Origin of the sequence: Methyloceanibacter sp. (assembly GCF_050728395.1) — a bacterium.
Classification (GTDB): Bacteria; Pseudomonadota; Alphaproteobacteria; order Rhizobiales; family Methyloligellaceae; genus Methyloceanibacter.
Genome location: NZ_JBOHJB010000062.1, coordinates 1 through 18486, shown reverse-complemented (window position 1 = coordinate 18486; position 18486 = coordinate 1). Strand labels below are relative to the sequence as shown.

Annotated in this window: 17 protein-coding genes, 1 tRNA gene and 1 pseudogene; 9 read left to right on the top strand and 10 right to left on the bottom strand. The window is 63.0% G+C overall.

Going from position 1 to position 18486, the window contains the following annotated elements; translation table 11 throughout:
• From ACREC7_RS11630 to ACREC7_RS11620, 3 genes and pseudogenes are all read left to right on the top strand, one after another.
• A partial coding sequence (locus ACREC7_RS11630; protein ID WP_431555851.1) for a histidine phosphotransferase family protein occupies positions 1 to 469 on the top strand: 469 nt, incomplete at its 5' end.
• Positions 470 to 528: 59 nt separating this feature from the next.
• The gene (locus ACREC7_RS11625) at positions 529 to 849 is read left to right on the top strand and encodes a hypothetical protein (RefSeq protein WP_431555850.1); all 321 of its coding nucleotides are present in this window, start codon (positions 529 to 531) and stop codon (positions 847 to 849) included.
• Between the two features lie 72 nt (positions 850 to 921).
• Positions 922 to 1140, top strand: a pseudogene (locus ACREC7_RS11620) (type II toxin-antitoxin system RelE/ParE family toxin); the annotation flags it as partial.
• Between the two features lie 45 nt (positions 1141 to 1185).
• Here the strand turns inward: ACREC7_RS11620 and ctrA are convergent.
• Entirely contained in the window at positions 1186 to 1881 is a 696-nt protein-coding gene (ctrA, locus tag ACREC7_RS11615; protein WP_424389425.1) for a response regulator transcription factor CtrA, read from the bottom strand.
• Between the two features lie 338 nt (positions 1882 to 2219).
• Between ctrA and ACREC7_RS11610 the strand changes: the two genes are divergently transcribed.
• The 3 genes from ACREC7_RS11610 to ACREC7_RS11600 are packed head-to-tail and all read left to right on the top strand — an operon-like array spanning position 2220 to position 3725.
• Positions 2220 to 2627, top strand: coding sequence for a flagellar export protein FliJ (locus ACREC7_RS11610; RefSeq protein WP_431555849.1), 408 nt, complete (start codon positions 2220 to 2222; stop codon positions 2625 to 2627).
• A 46-nt stretch (positions 2628 to 2673) separates the two neighbouring features.
• On the top strand, positions 2674 to 3159 hold the full coding sequence (locus tag ACREC7_RS11605; protein ID WP_431555848.1) for a YajQ family cyclic di-GMP-binding protein: 486 nt from the start codon (positions 2674 to 2676) through the stop codon (positions 3157 to 3159).
• 26 nt (positions 3160 to 3185) lie between these two features.
• Complete coding sequence (locus ACREC7_RS11600) at positions 3186 to 3725, top strand: hypothetical protein (protein ID WP_431555847.1); 540 nt, start codon at positions 3186 to 3188, stop codon at positions 3723 to 3725.
• A gap of 449 nt (positions 3726 to 4174) precedes the next feature.
• Here the strand turns inward: ACREC7_RS11600 and ACREC7_RS11595 are convergent, their stop codons facing one another.
• From ACREC7_RS11595 to ACREC7_RS11560, 8 genes are all read right to left on the bottom strand, one after another.
• On the bottom strand, positions 4175 to 5740 hold the full coding sequence (locus ACREC7_RS11595) for a hypothetical protein (protein ID WP_431555846.1): 1566 nt from the start codon (positions 5738 to 5740) through the stop codon (positions 4175 to 4177).
• 165 nt (positions 5741 to 5905) lie between these two features.
• Entirely contained in the window at positions 5906 to 6439 is a 534-nt protein-coding gene (locus ACREC7_RS11590) for an HdeD family acid-resistance protein (protein ID WP_431555845.1), read from the bottom strand.
• 50 nt (positions 6440 to 6489) lie between these two features.
• Entirely contained in the window at positions 6490 to 8331 is a 1842-nt protein-coding gene (locus ACREC7_RS11585; RefSeq protein ID WP_431555844.1) for a metallophosphoesterase family protein, read from the bottom strand.
• A complete protein-coding gene (locus tag ACREC7_RS11580; RefSeq protein ID WP_431555843.1) occupies positions 8328 to 9365 on the bottom strand; it encodes an AI-2E family transporter in 1038 nt (345 codons plus the stop codon). Before ACREC7_RS11580 ends, ACREC7_RS11585 begins: the two co-directional genes overlap by 4 nt.
• A gap of 16 nt (positions 9366 to 9381) precedes the next feature.
• Complete coding sequence (locus ACREC7_RS11575; RefSeq protein ID WP_431555842.1) at positions 9382 to 10830, bottom strand: GntP family permease; 1449 nt, start codon at positions 10828 to 10830, stop codon at positions 9382 to 9384.
• Between the two features lie 10 nt (positions 10831 to 10840).
• Positions 10841 to 11878 carry a patatin-like phospholipase family protein gene (locus ACREC7_RS11570; RefSeq protein WP_431555841.1) on the bottom strand — a complete coding sequence of 346 codons (1038 nt, stop codon included), beginning with the start codon at positions 11876 to 11878 and terminating at the stop codon, positions 10841 to 10843.
• Positions 11879 to 11977: 99 nt separating this feature from the next.
• Complete coding sequence (locus ACREC7_RS11565) at positions 11978 to 12448, bottom strand: DUF488 family protein (protein ID WP_431555840.1); 471 nt, start codon at positions 12446 to 12448, stop codon at positions 11978 to 11980.
• A 111-nt stretch (positions 12449 to 12559) separates the two neighbouring features.
• Positions 12560 to 12835: a DUF1153 domain-containing protein gene (locus ACREC7_RS11560; protein WP_424389416.1), complete on the bottom strand. Its 276-nt coding sequence runs from the start codon at positions 12833 to 12835 to the stop codon at positions 12560 to 12562.
• Positions 12836 to 13148: 313 nt separating this feature from the next.
• Between ACREC7_RS11560 and mnmA the strand changes: the two genes are divergently transcribed.
• From mnmA to ACREC7_RS11545, 3 genes are all read left to right on the top strand, one after another.
• Positions 13149 to 14375, top strand: a complete 1227-nt coding sequence (gene mnmA, locus ACREC7_RS11555; protein ID WP_431555839.1) for a tRNA 2-thiouridine(34) synthase MnmA — start codon at positions 13149 to 13151, stop codon at positions 14373 to 14375.
• A 100-nt stretch (positions 14376 to 14475) separates the two neighbouring features.
• Positions 14476 to 15300 carry a class I SAM-dependent methyltransferase gene (locus ACREC7_RS11550; RefSeq protein WP_431555838.1) on the top strand — a complete coding sequence of 275 codons (825 nt, stop codon included), beginning with the start codon at positions 14476 to 14478 and terminating at the stop codon, positions 15298 to 15300.
• Positions 15291 to 15367, top strand: a tRNA-Met gene (locus ACREC7_RS11545). The genes ACREC7_RS11550 and ACREC7_RS11545 overlap by 10 nt, the downstream gene beginning before the upstream one ends.
• Positions 15368 to 15426: 59 nt before the next feature.
• Here the strand turns inward: ACREC7_RS11545 and ACREC7_RS11540 are convergent.
• Positions 15427 to 18486, bottom strand: a 3060-nt coding sequence (locus ACREC7_RS11540; protein ID WP_431555837.1) for an efflux RND transporter permease subunit, incomplete at its 5' end; no start/stop codon positions are given.

Sequence of the window (18486 nt, the reverse complement as noted above, 5' to 3'; positions counted from 1 at the left end):
GAGCGCACGCCAGGCCTCGGCCAAGCTCCAATTCGCGCGGCTTGCCTTTGGCGCGGCGGGATCGGCCGGCGCCGAGATCGACTTGCGCGACGCGGAAAGGGTCGCGAGAGACTTCGTGCAAGGGGGAAAGCATACTCTCTCCTGGCAAGGACCGCCGGTGACGCTCCCCAAAAACAAGGTCAAGCTGTTGCTGAACCTCTTGGCGCTCGGCGTCGTGGCGCTGCCGCGAGGTGGCACGGTCAATGTCGAGATCGAGGGGGAGGGGCCTGAAGTCGCCTTCAGGGTGCTGGCCCAAGGGGAGCCCGCGCGCCTGTCGGAGCAGGTCACAGGCCTGCTCGCCGGCGCGAACGGCATGGTGCTCGACGCCCATTCGATCCAACCCTATTACGCGCACCGCGTGGCGACGGCAGCCGGCATGACGGTGACGGTCGAGACCCGCGACAAGGAAGTCGAGCTGAAAGCTGCTTGATTGGCGTTCCAACTGCTCGGCTCCTCGACAATCGCGGATCGCGGCCATAGGTTAGCGTCATGACAGCCAAAGCGCGCACGATCGAGCTTGATCGCGATACGGCAGACCGTCTTGAGGCCTGGGCTCGGGAGCGCGGGCTGACCATCGCCGAGCTTCTCGCCGAACTTGCAGCCGGGCAAGCGGCGCCGTCGCCCGATTGGGCCGCGATGCGCAAGGCAGGTCGCGGCCCCTGGGCTCCGGATGTTCTGGCCGAAGACGCCCGCAGACTTGCCAGCTATGAGCGCACGGGCGAAGGGGTCCCGTGGGCTGAGGTCGAGTCCTGGATACAGAGCTGGGGCACGACAAAGGAGCTGCCTCCTCCCAAGCTTCGCAAGCTCTAAAGCCGTGAAGCTTATCGTCTCGAAAGAGGCGTTGGCTGACTTGGAGCGGCTTCGAGCGTTTCTTGCCGAAAAGGAACCGGGGCCGCACGGCATGCGACTACGGTTTTGCAGAAGGCGGTCAGATCGCTCGAAATCTTCCCGGGTCGCGGCCGCCCCTCGGGAATTCCCGGCGTGAGGGACCTCATCGTGCCGTTTGGCCGCTCAGCCTATCTCGTGCGCTACCTTCATGATCGCCAAAGAGAGGCGGTCGTCATTGTTCGCGTATGGCATGGGCGCGAGGCGCTCGAATAGCGCCTGAAAAAGCCAGTCATGATCGAGAAAGCTGAAGTCGGGAAGCTAAGCCGCCTCTGACTCGTCTTCCGGATTGCGCAGCACGTAGCCGCGGCCCCAAACCGTCTCGATATAGTGCTTGCCGCCGGTCGCCGCCGCGAGCTTCTTGCGCAGCTTGCAGATAAAGACGTCGATGATCTTGAGCTCAGGCTCGTCCATGCCGCCATAGAGATGGTTCAGGAACATCTCCTTGGTCAGCGTGGTGCCTTTGCGCAAGGAGAGCAGCTCGAGCATCTGATATTCCTTGCCGGTCAGATGCACGCGCTGGCCGTTCACGTCCACGGTCTTGGTGTCGAGATTGACCTTCAGGCCGCCGGTCTGGATCACCGACTGGGCGTGGCCCTTCGAGCGGCGGACGATGGCATGAATGCGGGCAACCAGCTCGTCCTTATGGAAGGGCTTGGTCATATAGTCGTCCGCGCCGAAGCCCAAACCCCTCACCTTGTCCTCGATGCCGGCGAGTCCCGACAGGATCAGGATCGGGGTCTGCACCTTGCTCACCCGCAGGGTCTTGAGAACCTCGTACCCGCTCATATCGGGCAGGTTCAGATCGAGCAGGATAATGTCGTAATCGTAAAGCTTACCGAGGTCGACGCCCTCTTCGCCAAGGTCGGTCGTGTAGACGTTGAAGCCCTCGGACTGAAGCATCAGCTCGATGCTTTGTGCCGTAGCGCTGTCGTCCTCGATGAGAAGCACCCGCATGCTTATTCCCCCGTCTTCCAGGCCGTTCCTACTCGTTCCCCCAATGCCACGCGCGCTCGAAAACGCTCGACGCAAACCGATGGTTAATTCGAATCAACAAATTAGTGGCCAATAGTTAACAAAAGCTAAGCTTCTGGCGAGTGCTATCGGTGCTAGGCTTTGGTTTCGGCGTTTCGTTAAATGCCGGTCGCATGGTTTACCGTCCCTTAACGCCTCTTGGCCAAGATCGGCGTCCTAAGTGGGTGGGGGCGAGCGCCAAGCCGAACGCCGAGGCAGGCGATCGCACAGATATTGAAATCCTCCGTCCTGGGTCCGAAAATGTCCGAGGGTATCGAACCATGAAGTCACGGGACGCATTGAGCCGGTTGAAGCGCTTCGACGTTGAGGAGAAGCAGCGCAAGGTCGCCGAGATCGAAAGCTTGATCGGCGATTTCAATCAGATGGCGAACGACCTCGACCGGCAAATCGCCATTGAGCAGGAACGCGCCGGCGTCTCCGACACCAACCACTACGCCTACCCGACCTTCGCCAAGGCCGCCATCCAGCGGCGGGACAATCTGCTGGCCTCGGCCGCGGATCTCGAGACGAAGCTCATGAAGGCGCGGGAGACCTTGGCCGAGGCCTTCGAAGAGCTGAAGAAGATCGAGCTCTTGGAGGAGCGCGACGCCGAGCGGATCAAGATCGAGCAGGCGCGCGCCGCCGAGCTCGGTGCCGTGGCGGGCGTGCCGCACCGCGTGGCGAGCTGAAGGCCAAACGGTTCCTGGCATCGCTCGAGCTGGAGGGGAGGGACCCATGCCGTCCTTCGACATCGTGTCAAAGACCGATCTTTCCGAGATCGACAACGCACTCGCCAACATGGTGCGCGAGATGAGCCAGCGTTACGACTTCAAGGGCTCCCAATCCCGCATCGAGCGGAAGGAGGCCGAGATCACCATCAATGCCGATGACGAGCTCAAGCTCAAGCAGATGCATGAATTGCTGCAGGGACATCTCGCCCGCCGCAAGATCGAGCCGGGCGTGCTCGATTATAAATCGGTGGAGAAGGCCGCAGGCCAGGCGGTACGGCAAAGGGCGCTGATCCGCCAGGGCATCGACCGGGAGCTGGCCAAGCGGATCGTCAAGGAGATCAAGGACGGAAAATATAAAGTCCAGGTCACGGTGCAGGGGGACGAACTCAGGGTTTCAGGCAAAAAGCGGGACGATCTGCAGGCGGTGATCCAGCACGTCAAGGGGCTTACGGTGGAGCTACCCCTGCAGTATGTGAACTTCCGCGACTAGCGCTTTTGAAGATGCGGGGGCGTGCCTTGTCGCCAAGCGTTCGGTTGAGCTTCGGGTTGCTGTTGGTCGCGGCAATGCTGTCCGGCTGCGGCGTGAGCTTGAGCAGCTTTGGCCTTGGTGGCGTCGGCGGAGGCACGAGCCTCGCCGAGGAGGAAGCCACCGGCAGCACGGAAGCGACGAACGTCGCCGTCACCAGGGCGAGGCCACTCGACGCTTATGTCGTGATGGGCGGCCGTATCAAGCGCTGCTGGTTCAACGCCACCGATCCGCTGCTGCCGAATTACGTCTATCGTGCCGATGTCAGCCCGAGCGGCAGCAAGGTCACCATTACCGTGCATCAGCGCGCCGACCTCGGCCGGGCCGGTCTCCTCACCTACATCATCGATTTCAAGGAGGCCGGCTCATCGACGGTGATCACCACCGAGAACCGCACGATGCCGCCCGGCCTTGCCGCCAAGATGCAGTACGACATCAACCGCTGGCAACGCGGCCAAGCGGATTGCAGCAAGACCATGCCGGCCACCGCCTGGGCGAAGGCGGTGAAACCACAGGCGAACGCCAGGTAGTTTTCACCGCGATGGTGAGCGTTGCTGCTTAGTGACGGCAGACGACGGCTGAACTTTCGCAGGCGTTCCGGATGCAATGCGTGTGGACCGGTCCGATCACCTTCCCATGCAGGCTGCTCAGCTGGCTTGCGATGTGGTGCTGGAGCCGTCTTTGCGATCTCTCGGTGGAGACCTGTGGATTTCTGGCGTCGGCCGTGGCCCTCACCACGTAGCAGTTGTCCGCGAGCGCCGGCTGCGGAGCACTAACTAGTGCGGAAACCACGCACGGAACCAACAAAGCGAAGCGCAAAGCGTTCACGTTACCCTCCCGTTATGGATTTTCGACTCACCAAAGCTAGGCACCCGACTTCGACGCAGAACCCGACTTGCTTTCGACTCCCTAGGCTACTTTTGAGTTCTCGGGTTGGAAGAAAGTCCCCGGTCTAGCCAACTGCAATGTCACAAGCCTGCTAAGCGGTACGTATGAACCCGACATTGTCGCCGATCACCGTGGTCGGCCCGATAGGCAGCGGCTCGGGATTGGCGATATCGAGCTTGCGGAACTCGATTCCGCTCTTCCATACCTTGCGCAGGAAGTCCTCGAACACCTGGATGGTGAGCTGCTCGCCGGGGCAGCGGCGATAGCCGAAGCCGAACGGCGCGAAGCCGGCATGGTCGCAGACCGGCAGCGGTTTGCCGTCGACGACGCCGTAGACCGTGCCGAAGCCGCTGTTGTTCATCGCCGCCTTGCGCCCGTCCTGCACCTCGAAGCTCGTGCGGTCGAATGGGCATTTGGCGAAGCCCATGTCCTCACAGCGCGCGGCGTCGATATCGTGACTGGTCGGGGCGCTCAGATAGCGGTCGGGGTTGAATTTCTCCGGATCCTTCCACTGCACCGGGTCGAAGCTCGTCGCTTCATGTGGCGTGATCATATAGCCGTGCCGCTCGAAGGGCGGCGTTCGCACCTCGGCGAGAGCGGAGATGCTGCCGCCATTCGGCGTGATGACGCGGAACAACTCCATGATGAAGCGCTCGAGTGGGGTGAAGGCCTGGCCGCCGGCATCGTCGGGGCTGCCTTGCATGGTCTTCTCGAACCAGGCGCGGGCGTCTGCATCGCCGGTGTCTGCCGCCAGTTTGAGCATGATGTTGTACATCGAGTTGCCCCATTGGCTGAGCGCCACGAAATTGTGGAACACCTCGAAGACGACGTCCTGACGGGCGAAATATTCGCCGTCGCCGGCATTCTTGAGCCAGTACCAGGCGAAAGTCTTTTCCGGGTTGGGGGTCTTGCCGCTGGAGATGTCGGCGAGCCGGTCGTCGATCCATGCCTTCAACTCGGCAAGGTGGGCGCGCACGATCATATAGTTGTCGTAGACGATCTTCTGGGTCACGTCGCGATAGGCGAGCACGGTATTGAAGGCCATGCCGAGTTCGCGCACCGGCGCCGGAACGGCATCGCCCTTGACGCCAAGATGCAGGTCCCAATAGAGGTCGAAATAGCTTTCGAGATAGGGCCGCATCAGCGGCTTGCCGGCGTTGGCATCGCCGAGGAGCTTGTCCCAGAACTGCACGACCTTGTCGCCATACATCGGGCGATAGAGGTCCGGCGTCACCGCCGTCATGTAGATCCGCTTGCGGCGGTTGTCCGGCCCGCGTTTGTCCAGGCCTTGAAGGAACACGGTGACGCCGTCTTGCGGCGCCGGCTTCCAGGTCTCGCTCAACAGGCCCCAAAGGTCGTAGGGCAGAGCGTTCTCCTTGGTGAGCTCCTCGCCGATCATGGGCAGGAACAGCCGCTCGCCATCATAGACGCTGATCAGAAAATGCGGGACGATGACGTTCTCGACGTAAGCCGCATCGAACTCCGCGAGGAATTGCTTGCGGAGACGGGCGACGGCCGATTCGATCTCGGCCGGGGCGAGCGGTTGACGGGAGGTCGGTTTCAGCCACGCATTGTCGACATATTGAGCGGAGACAGGCCTGGTCGCCATTCCCGCTGCGGCGACACCGCCGCCGACCAAAAACGTCCTGCGATCCATTTCGGCCCCTCGTTTACTGGCGCACAACAGCGCGAATTAGATTCGGCGGTCGGGAACATGTCAAATTACATTCCAGAAAATTAGAAATGCAGAGTTGGAGATTGCCAGTGGCGCCGACGCGGCTGTCCGCGCCGGCTAGTGGTCGTGATGTGGGAGCTGCGCCTGCTATGCGCGGACGCGGAAGGCCCAGACGATCAGCGCCACGCCCTCGATGAGGAGCAGAATGCCAAAGACGAAGGGCACCGCGAGCGTTGCCGCCACCGGCGAACTCAACAGCAGAATGCCGATGAGAAGATTGAGGACGCCGAAGAGAAACGATCCGATGCCGCCGCCGGCGAAGCCGCCGATGATGCCGAAGATGCCCATGATGATGCCGAGCACGCCGAGATAGAGTACGAGACTGGCGGGCAGGATCACCGCCGCGAACAGCGGGTGGTTCAACACCAGGATGCCGGCGACGATGCCGAGGACGCCGATGAGCAGGGACCAGATCCACGGGACGGAGCGATCGACAAACATACGCACGAGCTCGAGCACACCGACGAAGAGCCAATAAAATCCGAGGAAGATGGTGATGGCCACGACGGTCGTGGCTGGATCTGTCAGCAGCAAGATGCCGATCAGGATCGCCGCGATCCCTTCGAGCAGAAAGACCCACCAGTGAGCAGACGGGTGCGCCTGGGAAACGGCTGTCGCCATAGCTGATCCTCCCTTTGCCGCGTTTGGTGCCACGATTCGATAATGCCCTATTATACTCCGTTCCCAGAGGATCGGGCGATGTTTGCACTATCAATGTGTACCGTCAGTGTCGCATCTGGATCGTTAGGGCGTTCTCCCCGCACTGTGATCCGGTCCGGCGATAGCAGCCTGAGGCGTCCGTCGGTGCCGATCGCGAGCGTATGAATGTAGAACCCGGTGTCCTTGTCGTCGGTCGCCTCCATCACTGGTGAGGGCGCCGACACCACCACCAGCCCCGCGCAGTGACCGATCCAATCGACATGCCGGTGACCGTGCATCACAATCGCGCGGCCGGCCAGGCGCTGCATCTCACGCACGAACCAGTTGCCGTTGATCAGCGCCGTGCCGATGCGCTCCGACAGCGCCTTCGCCGGACGTGGATATTCGACGACGTGGTGATGGAGCGCGATGATCCAGCAGGCGCGCGGATACTGCTTGGTGGCGATCTCGAGGCCCTTGACCTGTTCGGCGGAGACCATGCCGAGGGCATTGGTGAAGGAGAAGTGCGTGTCGGCGTTCGAGTTGAGCAGGACGATCCCGAGGCCGTCTTCCCGATCGGGTGGAAGCACCATGGGAAAGGCTTTGGCCCAGATCTCCGGTAGCGCGTAGGAGAAGAGAGGCTTGGCCACATTGGCGAAGCGCGCCATCTTCTTGAGATGCGGCGCCAAGAACTCCGCAAGGGTCCTGCCCACGCGGTGCCGTGCAAAGTCCACCACGTGCACGCGGTCTCCCTGCAGCTCCAGCATGGCGGAGAGAGTGCGAAGCTGGCGCAAGCGCCGGTTCGGGCTCGTCGGCAGATCCATGCGCGCAGGGTTGGCGCGGTCCACGATATTGAGGTCATGATTGCCAGGAAGGATCAGCACGCGCTCGGCGAGGTTGGGATGCGCCCTCATGGCGTCGAGGAACTCGGCCCACTCGGCGGAGCTGCCGGCATCGGTCATGTCGCCGGTGATCAGGACGACATCAAGCGGAGCTTTGGCGTGGATCGTTTCCAGCTCATTCAGCAACCGCCTCAACCGTTCATTGCCGCGCGGGCCGGACCGTCCGCTCTCGATACGAAAGCCGTAGCGCTCGCCGACGACATGGACGTCCGACAAATGCACGACCCGCCACAGGCGGGCATGGTCCGGCTTCCGGTCGAAGGCGGCGAGATCGCGGGGTTGGGCCATGGTGGCGTCGGCCACGCCCCAAATGAGGGCGGCGACGGCGAGATAGGCGGTAATCAGGACGATGCTATTGGCGAGCGCCACGCCGATGAGGCTGCGCCACGACCCAATCTCGGCGAAGGTGCCGAAGAGCTCTGCGCTCGGCCACACGAGATAGAGCACGAGGAGCGCGAGGCCGCAGATCAGGAGGCCGGCGGCAAGGGCCGAGGCGGCGCGCAGTCTCGCGTACTGATCCTTGCTCGCCGACTTGACGAACAACCGTTCGGCGATCTGGCGCAGCACCTCGCGCACCGTGGCGTAGCCGGGTTGCACCACGACCGAATTCAACGCCCAAAAACTACCCTCGACCAGGCGGAATAGCGCCCGCCAGCCGAAATAGCCGATGGCAAGGACGGCGGCGAGAACGAGCAGGGACCAGAACCCGATTGCCGGTGCCGCGACCGTGCCTGACACGGCGCGAACCCAATCAGAGGCGACGATCGGGCCAAGCCCAAGCAAAAGACCAGGGACGAGAAGCAGCAGCGTCCAGGCCATGACGAGCTTGGGCAGGCTGATCTCCACGAGCAGGCCGCCGGCAAGCGAAAGCATGGAGTGCTGTTTGGTGCTCGAGACATCGGTTTCGACGTCGCCGCGGCGAGGATCGACGACGGGCTTCCCGAGGGCTCCTCGATTGGAAGAGCTCGTCATTTCGGCTCGCGCGGTTGTGGCGTGCCTGACAAGAGCGCGGCGACCCAGCTCGTCGAAGGATAATGCGCACAAAGCGCGACGATGGCGATCAGGATTGGAACGCCGAGAAAGGCGCCGGGCATTCCCCAGAGGAACCCGAAAAAGAATACGGCGAATACGACGGCCAGCGGCGAGATCGACAGCGCTTTGCCCGCGACCAGCGGCTCGAGATAGTTGCCGATGGCGAATTGGATCGCGAACATGCCGAGAAGGACGACGAGGCTGTCCTGCCAGGTCTCGAACTGCGCCACGGCGAAGAGACTGGGCAGCAGCGTGGCAACGAAGGAACCGATAAAGGGGATGTAGTTCAAGACGAAGGCGATGATGCCCCAGGCCGGAGCCAGGTCCAGGCCGGAGATTAGCGCAAGGCCCCAGACGGCAAACCCGGTGAGCGCGCTCATTTGCGTACGCACGAGCATATATTTGCGGAACTTTGCGGCGATCTCCTCGCCAACCTTGGCGAGGTCCAGTCCTTTCGCCTGCTTGCTCGCCGCGGCGAGCCGCTCGCGGAAATCGCCGGTCTCAAGCAAGGCCAACATCATGAACACGAAGGCGAGGACGGCAAAGCCGAGGAGGGTATTGATGTGCCCGACAAGGGTTTGAAAAAGACGCACGAGCCACGCCACGTCGAACCGTTCGGACAAGGGCCCCACGACGAAGATCTCATGCTCTTCCAACCAGCGCGCCCATTCGAGATAGAGGGTCTGGAAGCGCGCGGCATGACCGACCAACCACTGGCGCTCAACGCTTAGGGCCCACGTGACCATGGAGCTGACAGCGACGGCCACGACCGCGGTCAAAGCCAGGGTCAGCAACAAGGCGACGACCTGCGGAAGTTTTGCTTCGAGCGCCCTCTGCAACGGCCAAACGATGGCGACCGTGAATAGCGCCAGGGCGAAGGGCGCAAAGATCGAGCGGGCGAAATAGAGCGCCGCCGCCAGCAGAATCGCGGTGCAAATGGCGAGCATGGCGCGGGTTTGGCGATCGGTGACCATAGGCTTCGACCCTAGCTCAGAACGACCCGAAGATCGAACCCAACGCAATGACGACTGCGAGCGCGAGCAATGCGCCCACGATCGCCACGACCAAGATATCGACATAGCTGTCCCGATGGGTGACGCCGCAGACCGCGAGCAGGGTCACCACGGCGCCGTTATGCGGCAGGCTGTCGAGTGTGCCGGCGCTCATCACCGCAACCCGGTGCAGGAGGGCCGGATCGATGCCGAGTTCGGCGGCGAGGCGAAGATAGGTATCGCCCAGCGCGTCGAGCGCGATGGTGAGACCGCCCGACGCCGATCCCGTCAGCGCGGCGAGGACATTGGTGGCGACGGCGAGCGAGACGAGGGGCCCACCCTCGATGGATAGCACCCAATGGCGCACTAGGGCGAAGGCGGGGAGAGCCGCCACGACCGTGCCAAAGCCGACCAGGCTTGCGACGCTCAGCGCCGGCAGCACCGAGGCATTGGCGCCGGCATCGAGGCTTGCCTGCAGCGAAGGCAGCCGGCGGTAGTTGAGCGCGATAGCGGTGACGATGGCTGCGGCAAGCGCCGTCACCACGGCCCAGACGCCGGCCACCGCCGACAATGACGTCGCCCCCCATCGTTGATCGGCAAGATAGCTCGTGTCGACCTGAGGCAGGACGAGCAAGCTCATGGCAAGATTGACCAGAATGACGACGACCAGAGGCAATAGGGCGACGAGGGCGCTTGGCGAAGTCTCGGCGTGACTGCCATGCGCGATCTCGGCGGGGTCGAACTCAGATGCAATGGTGGCGCGCTCGCGCGCCGCCTGTTCCTTTGCCGGCACGTCGACGGTCTGATCTTTGCCGTAACCTTCGCCGACGCGGCGCGCGCCGGTCTCGGCACGATTGAGCCACCAAAGGCCGAAGCTCAGCATGATGGCGGCGGCGATGATGCCAAGGCCGGGAGCGGCGAAGGGCGTGGTGCCGAAGAACGGCATGGGAATGGCGTTTTGCAGGGCAGGGGTGCCGGGCAGCGCCGACATGGTGAAGGTCATGGTGCCGAGCGCGATTGCCGCCGGCATGAGCCGGCGCGGAATGTCGGCCAGCTTGAACAGGCTCGTGGCCATGGGAGCGAGGACAAAGAGGGCGACGAAGAGGCTCACGCCGCCATAGGTGACCACGGCGCCGGCCACGACCACGGCAAGCACCGCACGGCCGGTTCCCAGTTTCGCCATCATGAAGTTCGCGATGGCTTCAACCGAGCCGCTATCCTCCATGACCTTGCCGAACACGGCGCCAAGCAGAAACAGCGGAAAGAACTGCGCGAGGAACTTTGCCGCCCCGCCCATGAAGGTCTCGGTCCAGTGCGCGAGCAGCGGTTCGCCGGCTGCCAGCGCCGCGGTCAGGGCTGCGAGCGGAGCCACGAGGAGAATGCTCCAGCCGCGATAGGACAGAAAGATCAGCAACCCGAGACCGACAAGGATGCCGAAAAGTCCCATGAGCCGCGCGTCAGATGTGGTCGAGCAGGCCGTCGAGGTCGAGCGTCGAGCGCTCGCCGAGATCGCCGCCATGTGCCGCGAGGAAGGCTTCAGCCGAGCGGCGGCCTTCGTTGCGCAGCATGATGAAGAAATCCCATTCGGCGTTGAGCTTGGAGGAATAGCCGAGCTCGGTCATGGTGGCGCTCGAGATGCGATGGATGCGCATGCCGGCCCAACGCGCGCCCTCGCAGTTGCCCGGATCCGAGACCTGGCGCAGCACCGCCATCATGCGCAGCTCCTTGAGCAAGGTCGCGTTGAAGGAGACCTCGTTGACCCGGTTGACGATGTCGCGGGCCGAGCGCGGCGTGCCCGGCCGCTCGACCGGATTGACCTGAACCAGGATGGTGTCGCTCGAGGAGCATTCGCGGATCAGAGGCGTGATGGTGGGATTGCCCGAATAGCCGCCGTCCCAATAGGCCTCGCCGTCGATCTCGATCGCCTGGAACATCGTCGGTAGGCAGGCGGAGGCGAGCAGGACCTCCGGCGTCAATTCTTCGTTGCGGAAAATGTGCCCGCGCCCGGTATGCACATTGGTGGCAGTGACGAACAGCTTGATCGGTGCTTCGGCGAGGTGCCCGAAGTCGATGCAATCAGCCAGGATATCGCGCAAGGGGTTGGCGCCATGCGGATTGAGATCGTAAGGCGAGAAGATGCGCGCCATCAGGTCGAGGGTGAGGAACATCGGGGAGGTGTCGAGCGTCCACCGCCCGAGCATGATGTCGAGGGGCGTGCGGCGGAAGGGACTGAGCAGAGCGGCGTCGGAGACCCGCCGCCAGAACTGCTCGAGCGCGGCCTTGGCGCCATCTGCCCCGCCCGACGTGTGGCCACTGACGAGTACTGCGGCATTCATGGCGCCGGCCGAGGTCCCGGAAATGCCCTCGATTTGAATCCGAGGCTCTTCCAACAGGCGATCGAGGACCCCCCAGGTAAAGGCGCCGTGCGCGCCTCCGCCCTGAAGCGCGAGATCCACGAGGAGGGGGGCACCGTCGCGTTTCGCCTTGGTGTTCATGGAGGACGCCCTGACCTTTCGCCCTGACCGGAACGCGGTAGGACGGGGAGGTTACGGCGAGCGGCCCCTGATTGTCACCCTATTGAAGGGGGCGTCAAATCAGTAGGGATGCGCAGCGCCAGCCTCCACGAACAAATGGCGGAGCTTTTGCCCGGTCTCCTTCACCATGCGGTTCCCTACGATCAAGCGGTGGCAGTGCCCGGGGTCGCGCTCGAGACAGAGCAGGCAAACCGGCTCAGCTTTCGCAAGTGCGATCGCCTCGCCGAGATCGAGCAGGGCTTCCGGCTCGTCCATATGGGCGAGGAAGATGCGCTCGAAGCTCTCGACGTCTCCGGCGCGCGCCGCGTCGCGCCCGCGCTTAGGCGTGCCGAGCCCGCGAAGATGGCGGTAGCCGATGCCGGCCTCCGAGAGATGGGCCGCGAGCTGGTTCTTGGAAAAGCCCTTCTTGCGCGAGACCGGTGCTGCGCGAATGTCGAGGACCAGCTCGACGCCAGCGTCTTTGAGCGCGCTGATGAAGGCGTCGACGGTTCCGCCCTCATAGCCGATGGTGCAGATCGCCTTGGGTCGCATGGGCTACGCTCATCACCCTCCGTGGCCGAACGAAAGTAAACCACAAAAAGGGCATGACCGCTGTTCTGGCGGTCAGAGCAGATCCCAGTGACGAATGAGCGTCAGAAGGGATTAGCCGCGATATTCCTGGATGCGGGTGGCACGCAAGCCGGGCAGGCCGTGCTTGTCGATGGACCGCTGCCAGCTCAGGAATTCGTCGACCGTGAGGGTGTAGCGCTCGCAGGCTTCCTCGAGGCTGATCAAGCCGCCGCGAACAGCGGCGACGACCTCGGCCTTGCGGCGAATGACCCACCGTTTGGTATCCCTGGGAGGCAGATCGGCGACGGTAAGCGGACTGCCGTCTGGGCCGATCACATATCTGACGCGGGGTCTAAAATGATCAGTCATGGACTCACAACACCACAGGCTCAAAACGAGCCGAGACGCACTCTTCGGCGGAACCAAGGGCAACACTAATCCGCCGCATTTAAGATTTGCCTAAGCGCTGAGGTAAAAGAAGCCCCAGCAAACCCCTTAAAAATAATCGATTTTACCACCTAACCAGGGGCTTGGAACCGTTTCGGAGGGCACGCTCTTTGGCTTGCATGGGGCAGGGGCGGCCCCTATCTTCTGCCCAGAAGCACGCCACCTTCTAAAGCTGCGGCTGGGCGGGGAGCCTGTGAGCGCCGTGGCACCTAGCTGGAACTCCGAGCCTAGATCCGTGAATTCATCCAAGCCCGACGCGCTCAACAGTCTTCATCTGCCGGGGCGGCCAGCCGATACGAGGGTGGTGGTGGCCATGTCGGGTGGGGTCGATTCCTCCGTGGTCGCGGCCCTCATGAAGAGCCAGGGCTATGACGTGGTCGGCATCACGCTTCAGCTCTACGACCATGGCGTGGCGGTTGGCCGCAAGGGAGCCTGTTGCGCAGGCCAGGACATCCAGGACGCCCGCCGCGTGGCCGAGGCGCTCGGCATTCCTCACTACGTCCTCGATTACGAGGCGAGGTTCGCATCAGCCGTCATGGGCGAGTTCGCCGACAGCTATGTTGCCGGCGAGACGCCGGTGCCGTGCGTCGCCTGCAACCAGAAGATCAAGTTCCGCGATCTGCTACGAACCGCCGAGGAGCTCGGCGCTTCGGCGCTTGCCACCGGTCATTATGTCAGGAGCAGGCCCGGCCCGAGAGGCTTCCAGCTCTACCGGGCGCAGGACGAAGAGCGCGACCAGAGCTATTTCCTGTTTGCCACCACGCCGCCGCAGCTCAACTTCCTGCGCTTCCCGCTCGGCGATCTCGACAAGCAGACCACGCGCAAGCTTGCCCGCGAGTTTGGGCTTCCGACCGCGGCGAAGTCTGACAGCCAGGACATCTGCTTCGTGCCGACGGGGCGCTATACGCAGATCATCGAGCGCCTGCGCCCTGGCGCTGCGGAGCCTGGCGACATCGTCCATGTGGACGGGCAGGTGCTCGGCAGGCATGGCGGTATCATCAATTACACCATCGGCCAGCGGCGCGGAATCGGCGTGGCTGCGGCCGAGCCGCTCTATGTGGTCAAGCTCGATGCCAAGCGCCGCGAAGTGGTGGTCGGCCCGCGCCACTGTTTGCGCACGCGCCACATCAGCTTGCGCGACGTGAACTGGCTCGGCGATGAGCCCTTGGAGGACTTGGCCGGGCACGGTAAGGATGTCTTGGCGAGGATCCGGTCGAGCGGATCTTTGCAGCAAGCGACACTGCGCGTGGATGCGTCCGGGATCGAGGTCGAGCTTGCCCACGGCGAGGATGGCGTGTCGCCCGGACAGGCTTGTGTGCTTTACAGCGCCGACGAGCGGGGGGAGCGGCTTCTTGGTGGCGGTTGGATCAAATCAGCCGAGGGAGCCAAAATCATCCCGGATCGTTCGCGCGCGAGACAGACGGCAGCGGGGCTTGAGCCTTTGGCGGCCAGTCCGCGTTGAGTTGCGTGGGGTGTCGAAAGGCCTCGCGCAAGAGATCAATGGGTCGCCCGGAGCGGGCGTGAAGTGAGCGAGGGTAGAGTTGGGTTCTAGAGCTGATCTGTTGGACTCGACTTCGGTGCGTCATGCTTATCGGCGTTGGGCGCCCGTCTACGACTTCACCTTCGGCACGGTTGCCGAGTCGGGCCGCAAGAATGCGGTGAAGATCATCAACCGGCGGCGGGGCCGTGTGCTCGAGGTCGGCGTCGGCACCGGGCTGTCGCTGCCCTGCTACGAGAGACATCTCAGCATCACCGGTATCGACCTCTCGCCGGAGATGCTTGACAAGGCAAGGGCGCGGGTTCGGCGGCAAGGGCTCGGCAATATTGACGGCCTTTACGAGATGGACGCCGGCGCGCTCGCATTTCCCGACGAGAGTTTCGACACCGTGGTCGCCATGTATGTGATGACCGTGGTGCCGGACGCCGAGAAGGTCATGCGCGAGCTTGAGCGGGTCTGCGCCACCGGTGGCGAGGTGATCCTGGTCAACCATTTCAGCCAGGAGGATGGTGTCCGCGGCTTCGTCGAGCGGAGGCTCGCCCCGCTCGCAAGCTCGATCGGCTGGCACGCGGTATTCGCTCTCGACCGGGTCTTGGTGTGCGAGGACTTGCGGCTTGCCGAGCGGCGGACGCTCTGGCCCTTTGGGCTGTTCACCATGCTCCGCTTCGTCAAGGAGCCAGGTTTGGGACTGGTGGGAGAGCGCGCTTCGTCGCCGAGGCCGATGGCGCGGGCGAAAAATCGGGCGCCGGTGAGGCCAAGGTTGCCGGAGCCGATCAGAGTGAAGATCAAATGGCAGGTCGCCCGCTCCATCGTGCTCGGCCGCCGCTTGCTTGACACCCGTTATTGGCGCTCTTTATATCGGCGACTTTCCAGCCAAATGGCGGAGTAGCTCAGCTGGTTAGAGCAGCGGAATCATAATCCGCGTGTCGGGGGTTCGAGTCCCTCCTCCGCTACCACTGCTGTCATCCGATTGTCTTCGCTGGGCGCAAGGCGTCTCGGTTACACTTGCACGAAATCAGCTGAATGCCGGCTCGGTGGGTTTGCCGAAGCGCAAATAGAGCGAGGGCACGACGAACAGGGTCAGCAGGGTGGAGGTGACGAGACCGCCCAGAATGACGATAGCCGTCGGAAGCACGATCTCCTGTCCCGGCACATTGCCGACAAGCACAAGAGGAACGAGGCCGAGGCCCGCGGTCGCCGCGGTCATCAAAATCGGTGCGAGCCGCTCTTTTGCCCCACGCAGCACGAGTTTGGGGCCGAAGGCTTCTCCTTCGTATTTCTCGAGATGCTGGCAATGGTGGATCAAGAGGATGGTGTTGCGCGCGGCAATGCCAAACACGGTGAGGAATCCCACGAGCGCGCCGAGCGAGACGATGCCGTCGCCAAGGAACAGGGCGAGGATGCCGCCCACAAGGGCGGAGGGCAGAGTTACAAAGGACAGGATCGCCAGCCGCCAACTTGAGAAGACCACTTGCAGCAGCAGCAAGATGCCGATCGCCGCGGCGAGCGAGTAGACCAGCACTTCCCTCTTGGCGTTCTCGTTCTCGGCATATTTGCCCAGGATTTCGGCATTGTACTCCAGCGGAAACTGAATACCCGCCAGGCGCTCCTTGACGTCACCGACGACAGAAGCAAGGTCGCGGTCGTGCGCATTGAGGCCAACGTCGATGCGGCGCCGGAAATTCTCCCGCGTGATGATGTTCGGGCTTGGCTTGATGGCGATGTCGGCAACGTCTTTCAGCTGAACATGGCCGCCGCCAGGTGCGTCGATCAGCAGCTCGCCGACGCTCGCCGCGCTTTTCCGGGTATTCGGCGTGCCCCACACCTGAACGTCATAGGCACGATCGCCATTGAAGACGTCGCCAACCTCGTTCCCGGCGATGATCGTGGCTGCCGCGCGCCGCACATCGCCGGGTTTGATGCCGTAGCGCTTGGCCGCTTCCAAATTGGTGGTGACCTCGATTTGCGGGATCTTCTCCTGCAGATCGACGTGAAGGTCCGAGATGCCGTCGACGTCGGCAATGGCGTCCTTGATTTCGTCCGCCTTGGTCTTCAGCACGTCCAAGTCTTGACCGTAAATCCTGATGACGATGTCGTCAGGCGCGCCGGCAAGGACCTCTTCCACCCTTTCGGCCAGATAAGTCTGCACGTCGCGGTAAAGCCCCGGATAATTGTGCGCCACCGCCTCCACGTCTTCCATGGCCTTGTCGAAGTCGGCGTGTGGATCGACGCTGATCCAATTCTCACCGAAATTGGATCCGGCTATCTCTTCCATGATGAGAGCCTGCCCGATATGCGCGCCGGTATGCTTGACGTTCGGTATGGCGAGAAGCTCTTTGGAAACCCTGGTGGTCACGCGCACCATCTCCGGCAGCGAGGTTCCAGGCGTCGTTACCCAATGCATGAGGACATCGCGCTCCTTGAACTCGGGCAGCAACTCCTGTCCGAGGAACGGCCAGGCGACAATGCCCGCGAGCGTGATGACGCCAACGGTGAGATAAGCGGCCGCAGGCTGGCGCACGATGCGCGCTAATCCAGCCTCGTAGCGGGCCCGCAGCCAATCGGCCAAGGGAGACCGCCGCCGCTCGAGCGGCACGCGGTTCAGCATGATCAAGCAGAGTGCCGGCATGACCGTCAACGCCACCAGCATCGAGGCCAACAGCGCGACTGCGTAGGATACCGCCAAGGGCTGAAAGAAGGCGCCTGCCAGTCCGGTCATGAAAAACACCGGCACCACGGCCAGCACAATGATCAGGGTGGCATAGATGATCGGGCTGCGGACCTCGAGCGAGGCGTCGAGAATGATCGAAGCCGTCGATCGTGTCCCGCCAGCCAGGCGGTGCTCGCGGATGCGGCGTACGATATTCTCAACGTCAATGATGGCGTCGTCGACCACCGCGCCCAAGGCGATGACCAACCCCGCCAGCACCATGGTATTCATGGTGGCCCCTCGCAGGTAGAGGACCAAGACCGCGGTCACTAAGGAGAGTGGTATGGCGATCAGGCTGATGAGGGACACCCGCCATTCGTAGAGGAAGGCGAACAACACCACGATCACCAGGATGCACCCCGTCAGCAGGGCCCAGGAGAGGTTGTCGATTGCCGTCTGGATGAAGACGGCCGGACGGAAGATGTGCGAGTCGATTGCGACGTCCGGCAGGCCCGGCTTCAGAGCCTTCAGCGCCTCGTCGATCCCGCGTGTGATCTCAAGCGTGTTGCCCCAAGGAAATTTCTCCACCACCAGCAGCAGGCCAGGGTGGCCATTGACGATGGCGTCGCCGATCAGAGGCTGATGGTCCTCCTTGACCTCGGCGACATCGCCTAGCGTCAGGCCCTTGTTGTTCTTGACCCTTACCCGCGCAAGATCCGCAGGTGTGATGATCGGCAGTACGTTGCGGACGCCAAGCCTCTGATTTGGGGTATCGATCCAGCCCCCGGTCCCGATATGTGCGCCCGAAGAATATCTCAGCAGGCCGACGTCGAGTGCATCGGCGGTGGTCTCCATGACGTCGTCGAGCGTCACGTTCTTGTCGCGCAGCCGTTCGGGATCGACCTGCACCTGGAGCATCTTCAAGCGCTCGCCCCAGATTGCGATATTGGCGACGCCGGGTACGCGCAGCAGCCGCTCGTCGATTTTCCAATAGGCGGTCATGGAAAGGTCTCGCAGGGACAGAGTGTCCGAGGAGAGGCCGATCATCATCACGCGCCGGCTGGCCGAAAGCGGGGGCAACATGAAGGGGGGAGCCGCCCAGGTTGGAAGGGTAGGCAGCACGAGAGCGATCCGCTCCTGCACAAGTTGGCGGGCCACGGTGAGGTCGGTGCCGCGCTCAAATTCGAGCATGATCGAGGAGAGCTGAGCGACCGACTTCGATCGCATGACGTGCAGACGCGGCAGGCCGGCCATGGCCTGCTCGAGCGGCACCGTCACCAGCGCCTCGACTTCCTCCGGGAACAACCCGGAGCTCGGCGTCTGGATCTCGACCAAGGGGGGAGCGAACTCGGGAAAAACGTCGACCGGCATGTGATAGAGCTGGGTCAGGCCGGCGACCATCAGGCAAAGCGCCGTGGCCACGCC

Coding starts and splice junctions, on each gene's coding strand:
- ACREC7_RS11625 (WP_431555850.1), top strand. CDS start 529: ATGACAGCCAAAGCGCGCACGATCGAGCTTGATCGCGATACGGCAGAC.
- ctrA (WP_424389425.1), bottom strand. CDS start 1,881: ATGCGGGTGCTTCTCATCGAGGACGACAGCGCTACGGCACAAAGCATC.
- ACREC7_RS11610 (WP_431555849.1), top strand. CDS start 2,220: ATGAAGTCACGGGACGCATTGAGCCGGTTGAAGCGCTTCGACGTTGAG.
- ACREC7_RS11605 (WP_431555848.1), top strand. CDS start 2,674: ATGCCGTCCTTCGACATCGTGTCAAAGACCGATCTTTCCGAGATCGAC.
- ACREC7_RS11595 (WP_431555846.1), bottom strand. CDS start 5,740: ATGGATCGCAGGACGTTTTTGGTCGGCGGCGGTGTCGCCGCAGCGGGA.
- ACREC7_RS11590 (WP_431555845.1), bottom strand. CDS start 6,439: ATGGCGACAGCCGTTTCCCAGGCGCACCCGTCTGCTCACTGGTGGGTC.
- ACREC7_RS11585 (WP_431555844.1), bottom strand. CDS start 8,331: ATGACGAGCTCTTCCAATCGAGGAGCCCTCGGGAAGCCCGTCGTCGAT.
- ACREC7_RS11580 (WP_431555843.1), bottom strand. CDS start 9,365: ATGGTCACCGATCGCCAAACCCGCGCCATGCTCGCCATTTGCACCGCG.
- ACREC7_RS11575 (WP_431555842.1), bottom strand. CDS start 10,830: ATGGGACTTTTCGGCATCCTTGTCGGTCTCGGGTTGCTGATCTTTCTG.
- ACREC7_RS11570 (WP_431555841.1), bottom strand. CDS start 11,878: ATGAACACCAAGGCGAAACGCGACGGTGCCCCCCTCCTCGTGGATCTC.
- ACREC7_RS11565 (WP_431555840.1), bottom strand. CDS start 12,448: ATGCGACCCAAGGCGATCTGCACCATCGGCTATGAGGGCGGAACCGTC.
- ACREC7_RS11560 (WP_424389416.1), bottom strand. CDS start 12,835: ATGACTGATCATTTTAGACCCCGCGTCAGATATGTGATCGGCCCAGAC.